General features: G+C 46.2%; 6 protein-coding genes. 5 read left to right on the forward strand and 1 reads right to left on the reverse strand.

Features of this window, described 5'->3' with window-relative positions; all coding sequences use genetic code 11:
• Window positions 1-371: 371 nt before the first annotated feature.
• Window positions 372-1,709: a sodium-dependent transporter gene (locus FNY66_RS12130; RefSeq protein WP_150311310.1), complete on the reverse strand. Its 1,338-nt coding sequence runs from the start codon at window positions 1,707-1,709 to the stop codon at window positions 372-374.
• A 401-nt stretch (window positions 1,710-2,110) separates the two neighbouring features.
• On the opposite strand from FNY66_RS12130, the gene infC reads away from it, so the two are divergent.
• The 5 genes from infC to FNY66_RS12155 all read left to right on the forward strand — a co-directional run bounded on the left by infC (window position 2,111) and on the right by FNY66_RS12155 (window position 6,293).
• Entirely contained in the window at window positions 2,111-2,605 is a 495-nt protein-coding gene (gene infC / locus FNY66_RS12135) for a translation initiation factor IF-3 (protein WP_087151887.1), read from the forward strand.
• 57 nt (window positions 2,606-2,662) lie between these two features.
• Window positions 2,663-2,860: a 50S ribosomal protein L35 gene (gene rpmI, locus FNY66_RS12140; protein WP_087151888.1), complete on the forward strand. Its 198-nt coding sequence runs from the start codon at window positions 2,663-2,665 to the stop codon at window positions 2,858-2,860.
• Window positions 2,861-2,928: 68 nt separating this feature from the next.
• On the forward strand, window positions 2,929-3,285 hold the full coding sequence (gene rplT, locus FNY66_RS12145) for a 50S ribosomal protein L20 (RefSeq protein ID WP_087151889.1): 357 nt from the start codon (window positions 2,929-2,931) through the stop codon (window positions 3,283-3,285).
• A gap of 154 nt (window positions 3,286-3,439) precedes the next feature.
• Window positions 3,440-4,459, forward strand: a complete 1,020-nt coding sequence (locus tag FNY66_RS12150) for a DUF2804 domain-containing protein (RefSeq protein ID WP_150311311.1) — start codon at window positions 3,440-3,442, stop codon at window positions 4,457-4,459.
• 448 nt (window positions 4,460-4,907) lie between these two features.
• Window positions 4,908-6,293 (forward strand): TrpB-like pyridoxal phosphate-dependent enzyme, encoded by a 1,386-nt coding sequence (locus FNY66_RS12155; RefSeq protein WP_087151891.1) that lies wholly within the window; start codon window positions 4,908-4,910, stop codon window positions 6,291-6,293.
• Window positions 6,294-6,559: the final 266 nt, after the last annotated feature.

Below are 6,559 nucleotides of genomic sequence, written 5' to 3' on the forward strand. Positions count from 1 at the left end.
TTACTCCGAAGTCGCCTTCCTCACACGTCGGTCATCTTTTTTGTGTCTTTCTATGCCTCATCTCCGTCCGTTTTCTGCTTTATCCATACCAGCCGGTCATTCCGACAAATTGAAAGCTATAAAATCAGTAGAAAAGGAATCGTAGTCGAAAAAGCTTCGGCTTTGTTCCTTCCGTAAGAAATTCGATTTTCGGGATGGGAAAGAAAGCAGCCGGGAGATATGTATTGTGTACGCACCGTTGGAGCGGCGTCGGCACTTAGAGCGCGTCTTCTGCGCTCTTATGTACCGTTACGCCGCGACCGAGTGAAAACGTGTGCGCTAACAATGCATACCTCCCGGCGGACTCTTTCTCAGTCAGATAAATCCGGAATTTACCCTATGCCCCCGAAGAAAATCCCCAGTACATACACGATCAGTGCAACTCCGCAGAACACGTATCTTGTCATTGGTTCGAACCAGCGGCCGAGTGTGCGTTTGCGGCCGAGCTGTACGGCATTACGGGCGAACGTCTTTCCGCAGATCCAGAACATAGTGATGCCTGCGAGCAGCGCTCCAAGCGGAATGACATAAATGGAGATGGTATCCATCCACGGACTTAAGAGGTCACCTTCTACAAATAGTCCGGCTGCTGCAGTGATGCCTCCGATGAGGAGCAGGGCAGAGCGCCTGGACCATCCGAATCTGGACTGCAGTGCCTCTACCGGGCTTTCCAGCAGGTTTACAAGTGAAGTTACTCCGGCGAAGAGTACTGCCAGGAAAAATATAATGGCAAACAGTTGGCCGAACGGGATGCTCCGGATTACTGCCGGTATTGTGATGAAGAGAAGCCCCGGACCTGAGTTCGGTTCCATGCCGTATGCAAAGACTGCCGGGATGATGACAAGTCCAGATAGGAGTGCGGCAAGTGTGTCAAAAAAGGACACGTACTTTGCACTGCTGACGATATCTACGTCTGATTTTAAATAACTTCCGTATACAACTGTCCCGCTGCCGGCAACAGAGAGGGAGAAGAAGGCCTGCCCCATTGCATATACCCAGGTCTGAGGATCCGCCATAGCTGACCAGTCCGGTTTGAACAGATAGGAATATCCTTCGGCAGCGCCATCAAGGAATGATACTCTTACAGCGAGAAATAGGAAGAGGACGAAAAATGCGGGCATCATGATCTTGTTTACTTTTTCAATGCCGCGTGCAATCCCAAAGGACATACAGATAAGGGTGAGTACAAGACCCAGCAGATGCCACGGGATGCTGCCGAAATTCCGGGAAAGTGCAGTAAATACCTGTACAGGATCGTCGTCGTTGATGATGATGCCGGTGATGGAATCAGCAAGGAACTTCAAGATCCAGCCGATGATCACACTATAGCCGATGGCAATTCCGAGGGAACCAATGACCGGGATCAGACCGATGACAGTGCCGAGTTTTGAGTCATGCCGTGGATTTTTCATATCAAATGCTTTTTTGAAGGCTCCCAGTGGTCCGGAGTGCATGGCGCGGCCGAATGCCATCTCACCGATCACGCCGGTAAACCCGATGAGCAGGACAAAGATAATATACGGGATCAAAAATGCTGCGCCGCCGAATTCGCCGATGCGGTAAGGGAACATCCATATATTGGCCATGCCGACAGAGCTTCCGATACAGGAGATGATGAATCCCCACTTGTTATTAAATTTATCTTCTGATATTATGTTTCTGGAACTCATAGATATTTCTCTCTTTCATTATTTTATTCCGCGTACTCGACAGAAAACGAAAAACTGTCGGACAGATGGAACAGCAGTATTATAACACGTTCGGACAGAGTGTGCGGAAAAAAGAATAGAATGGTTGCAAAATCAAAGAAGAAAAAATATGAAAGATAGTTGACAAAGCAGAGTGAATGTGATAAATTAAACTCTGCGTGAAGCAAAAAACAAAGTAGAGTATCCACTCTCACCATAGCACAATCGGGTGACTATTGGTCTGATATTGATGCAGCGGTTCCGGATTTGGGGACGTTTTATTGATTGTCGGGTGGATATGATATTCACTCGTTTTTTTGTGTTTTCGCATAGGAAACCTGAAGGAATTCATGTGACGGAGGTATACGACAATTAGCGATTTAATGATTAACGAGCAGATCAGAGACAGAGAAGTACGCCTGATCAGCGAGAATGGAGAGCAGTTAGGTATCATGTCAGCCCGCGAGGCTTTTAAAATCGCACAGGAAGCAGAACTCGATCTGGTGAAGATCGCGCCGACAGCGAAACCGCCGGTCTGCAAGATTATTGACTACGGCAAGTACAAGTATGAGCAGACAAGGAAAGAAAAAGAGGCGAGAAAGAAGCAGAAGACGGTCGAGATCAAAGAGGTCCGTCTGTCACCGAATATTGACACCAATGACCTGAATACAAAGATAAACAATGCAAAGAAGTTTATCTCTAAAGGGAATAAGGTGAAGGTCACACTGCGTTTCCGCGGTAGAGAGATGGCGCATGTTCAGCAGAGCAAACATATTCTTGATGATTTTGCAGAGACTCTTGCAGACGTTGCGGTCGTGGAGAAACCGGCCAAGATGGAAGGAAGAGCAATGAGCATGGTTTTAACTGAAAAACGTTAAAATGGATATGTCCGGGATGAAGATCCGGCAGGCAGCACAATAAAGGAGGAAATTATCATGCCAAAAATCAAAACAAACAGAGCAGCAGCAAAGCGCTTCAAAATGACAGGTACAGGAAAACTGAAAAGGAATAAAGCTTACAAGAGCCATATCTTAACAAAGAAGTCTACAAAGAGAAAAAGAAATCTCAGACAGTCTACTATCACAGATGCAACAAATGTAAAGAACATGAAGAAAGTTCTGCCGTACCTGTAAGCCGTACGGTGATAGTACGTGTGACAAGTTACGGATCAATTGGTTATTTGATATAGGAGGATTAAGAAATGGCAAGAATCAAAGGCGGAATGAACGCTAAGAAGAAACATAACAGAACACTGAAACTGGCAAAAGGATACAGAGGAGCACGTTCCAAACAGTACAGAGTGGCTAAGCAGTCTGTCATGAGAGCTCTTACATCTGCATATGCAGGAAGAAAGCAGCGCAAACGTCAGATGAGACAGCTCTGGATCGCACGTATCAATGCTGCGGCAAGAATGAACGGTCTGTCCTACAGCAAATTTATGCATGGCCTGAAGCTGGCAAACGTTGACATGAACAGAAAGATGCTGGCAGAGCTTGCAGTAAATGACAAAGAAGGATTTGCAACACTTGCAGCACTTGCAAAAGAGAAAGTAGCGTAGTAAAATAAGTACAGAAGCCCGGTCCCGGTTGGGATTCGGGCTTTACTTGATTTTATGCGCGGAAATTTGTCGGGCGATAAAGGATTTCTGTGCAGCGGGGGAAATATAAACAGAGGTGAAAGCAGCCTTTCACCGGAAACGGGGTGTAACAATTATGAGAAATCATGAAGTTACGAAAGAACAGCCGCTTCTCGACGGAGCGGGTAAAATCGCGGAACCTGGATGGGCACGACAGCAGGTGTGGCAGTACGACAGGGAAAAGATACAGTCACCGGCTTTCCGGATCAAAGAGTGGGATTACTATCTTGTGATGAATGAAGATTATGCAGCGGCGTTTACGCTTTCTGATGACGGATATATCGGACTGCAGTCAGTTTCTCTGCTCAATTTCAAAGAGAGATGGGAACATACGGAGACAATACTGACACCGTTCCCGATGGGGAAGATGAAGATGCCGGCGTCTTCTTCAAAAGGAGATATTATTTATAAGGATAGAAGACTCAGACTGGAGTATAGGGTTGATTCGGACCGGCGCATGATTTCCTGTGACTTCAAGGATTTTTATCAGGGAAAACCATTTTACTGTGAGATCGCACTGGATCAGCCGAAGATGGACACGATGGTTATTGCAACACCGTGGAGCGGAAAAAAGGCGTTTTATTATAACCAGAAGATAAATTGTATGCCGGCGGAGGGATATATGTCTTTTGACAATGTGACATACTGGTTCAGCCCGGAAAAGGATTATGGCACCCTTGACTGGGGAAGAGGGGTGTGGACGTATGACAATACATGGTACTGGGGCTCGGGAAACGGCACGGTAGGCGGAAGGCCGTTCGGCTTTAATATCGGATACGGGTTTGGAGATACCACGGCGGCGACTGAAAATATCCTGTTCTATGACGGAAAAGGACATAAGCTGGATGATGTTATATTTCATATACCGGAAGAGAATTACATGAAGCCGTGGAAATTTACATCTAGTGATGGACGGTTTGAGATGGAATTTGAGCCGGTGCTCGACCGTACGGCGAGTATGTCGGCATTTATCGTATCATCCGATCAGCATCAGGTATTCGGGAAGATGCGCGGGCGCGCCGTGCTGGATGACGGAAGGTTTATAGAACTAAAAGACTTCATGTGCTTTGCAGAAAAAGTACATAACAGATATTAATCGAAAAAGGTTGACATCTATCCTGTAACGTGATAAAGTATTTTAAACCGTTGAAGAAGAGTAAGTAACTTCATTGTAAATCTCACAGAGAGTTGCGGAAGGTGGGATCGCAGCAGACTAACATGAAGCGAATGGACTTCCGAGGGCAATCTGAAAACCGACCTAAGACAGACCTTTATACAGGCGAGTAGGAGAGACGGAGAATACACTTCGTTACCAAAAGGAGCATATGTCAGTATGCAATGAGTGGATGTATTTACATCAAGCCGGGTGGCACCGCAGGAGTTTGAACGTATAATAACTCTTGTCCCTGCAATATTTTGATTGTGTGGGACGGGAGTTTTTTTGTTGTATATAAAATTTACAGCGGCTTCAAGTCCCGAAGTGCATCGGGGACAGCCCGAGATGCCGTGAAAACATGGCATGCGAAAGGAAAGGAGAAAGAATCATGAGCGAAAAGAAAATTCCGTACAAAATCTATCTTGAAGAGAGCGAGATGCCGAAAGATTGGTACAATGTCCGTGCTGATATGAAAAATAAGCCGGCGCCGCTTCTGAATCCGGCCACATTAAAGCCGATGACGGCAGAAGAACTTGGCGTTGTATTCTGCGAGGAACTGGTCAGACAGGAACTGGACAACGACAACCGCTATATCGAGATCCCGCAGAAAATCCGTGATTTCTACAAGATGTATCGTCCGGCGCCGCTTGTAAGGGCATACTGCCTTGAAGAGAAACTCCAGACACCGGCAAAGATCTATTATAAATTTGAGGGTAACAATACATCGGGAAGCCATAAATTGAACTCGGCTATTGCGCAGGCTTATTATGCAAAAGAACAGGGACTCAAAGGTGTTACGACAGAGACAGGGGCAGGTCAGTGGGGAACAGCATTATCGATGGCATGTGCGTACCTTGATCTTGACTGTAAAGTGTATATGGTAAAATGTTCTTATGAGCAGAAGCCGTTCCGCCGTGAAGTGATGAGAACATATGGTGCCAGCGTGACGCCGTCCCCGTCCGATACTACAGAAGTTGGCAGGAAGATCCTTGCTGAGCATCCGGGAACAACAGGAAGTCTCGGATGTGCAATTTCTGAAGCCGTAGAAGTTGCTACACATACGGAAGGATACAGATACGTGCTCGGAAGTGTGCTGAATCAGGTGCTCCTGCATCAGTCTATAATCGGTGTAGAAACCAAGATCGCAATGGACAAATATGGAATCAAACCGGATATCATTATCGGCTGTGCAGGCGGCGGATCGAACCTCGGCGGTCTGATCTCGCCGTTCATGGGAGAAAAACTGCGCGGGGAAGCAGATTATCGCTTTATTGCAGTGGAGCCGGCATCCTGCCCGAGCCTGACAAGAGGAGTTTATGCGTATGACTTCTGCGACACGGGAATGGTTTGCCCGCTGGCAAAAATGTACACTCTGGGAAGCGGATTCATACCGTCTGCAAATCATGCGGGAGGTTTAAGATATCACGGAATGAGTTCTGTGCTGTCACAGCTTTACGCAGACGGATACATGGAAGCATGTTCTGTTGAACAGACTTCTGTATTCGAAGCTGCAGAGCAGTTCGCAAGAGTAGAGGGAATCCTGCCGGCGCCGGAGAGCAGTCATGCGATTCGGGTAGCTATTGATGAGGCGATGAAATGTAAGGAGACGGGAGAGGAGAAAACAATTCTGTTCGGTCTTACTGGAACAGGATATTTTGACATGTATGCATATGAGAAGTTTAATAATGGCGACATGTCAGATTATATTCCGACAGATGAAGAGCTGCAGGCTGGGTTTGACGGAATACCAAAATTTCCCGGAAATATGGAATAGTACGTGCAAAATATTTTGAACAGCAGATACGTGTGAAAATTATAAAAAGCATCAAGTGCGGCTGACTTTAACGGAACTCGGTGAGTCAGCCGTGCTTTTTTGCAAGGACGACGAGCCGAGTGTTCCTGAGAGATGCGGGAAAAAGCAGCACCAATGCAGAAAACAGTATTGTCAAAATTTTCGGAAATTTTAAAATAATTAGAACAATATTCGAACTTTAACTTTTTTTGGAATAACAGTTGACATTTTGCACTTTGAATAGTATT

The sequence above is a fragment of the Mediterraneibacter catenae genome (genome assembly GCF_008691045.1).
Taxonomy (GTDB): domain Bacteria; phylum Bacillota; class Clostridia; order Lachnospirales; family Lachnospiraceae; genus Mediterraneibacter; species Mediterraneibacter ornithocaccae.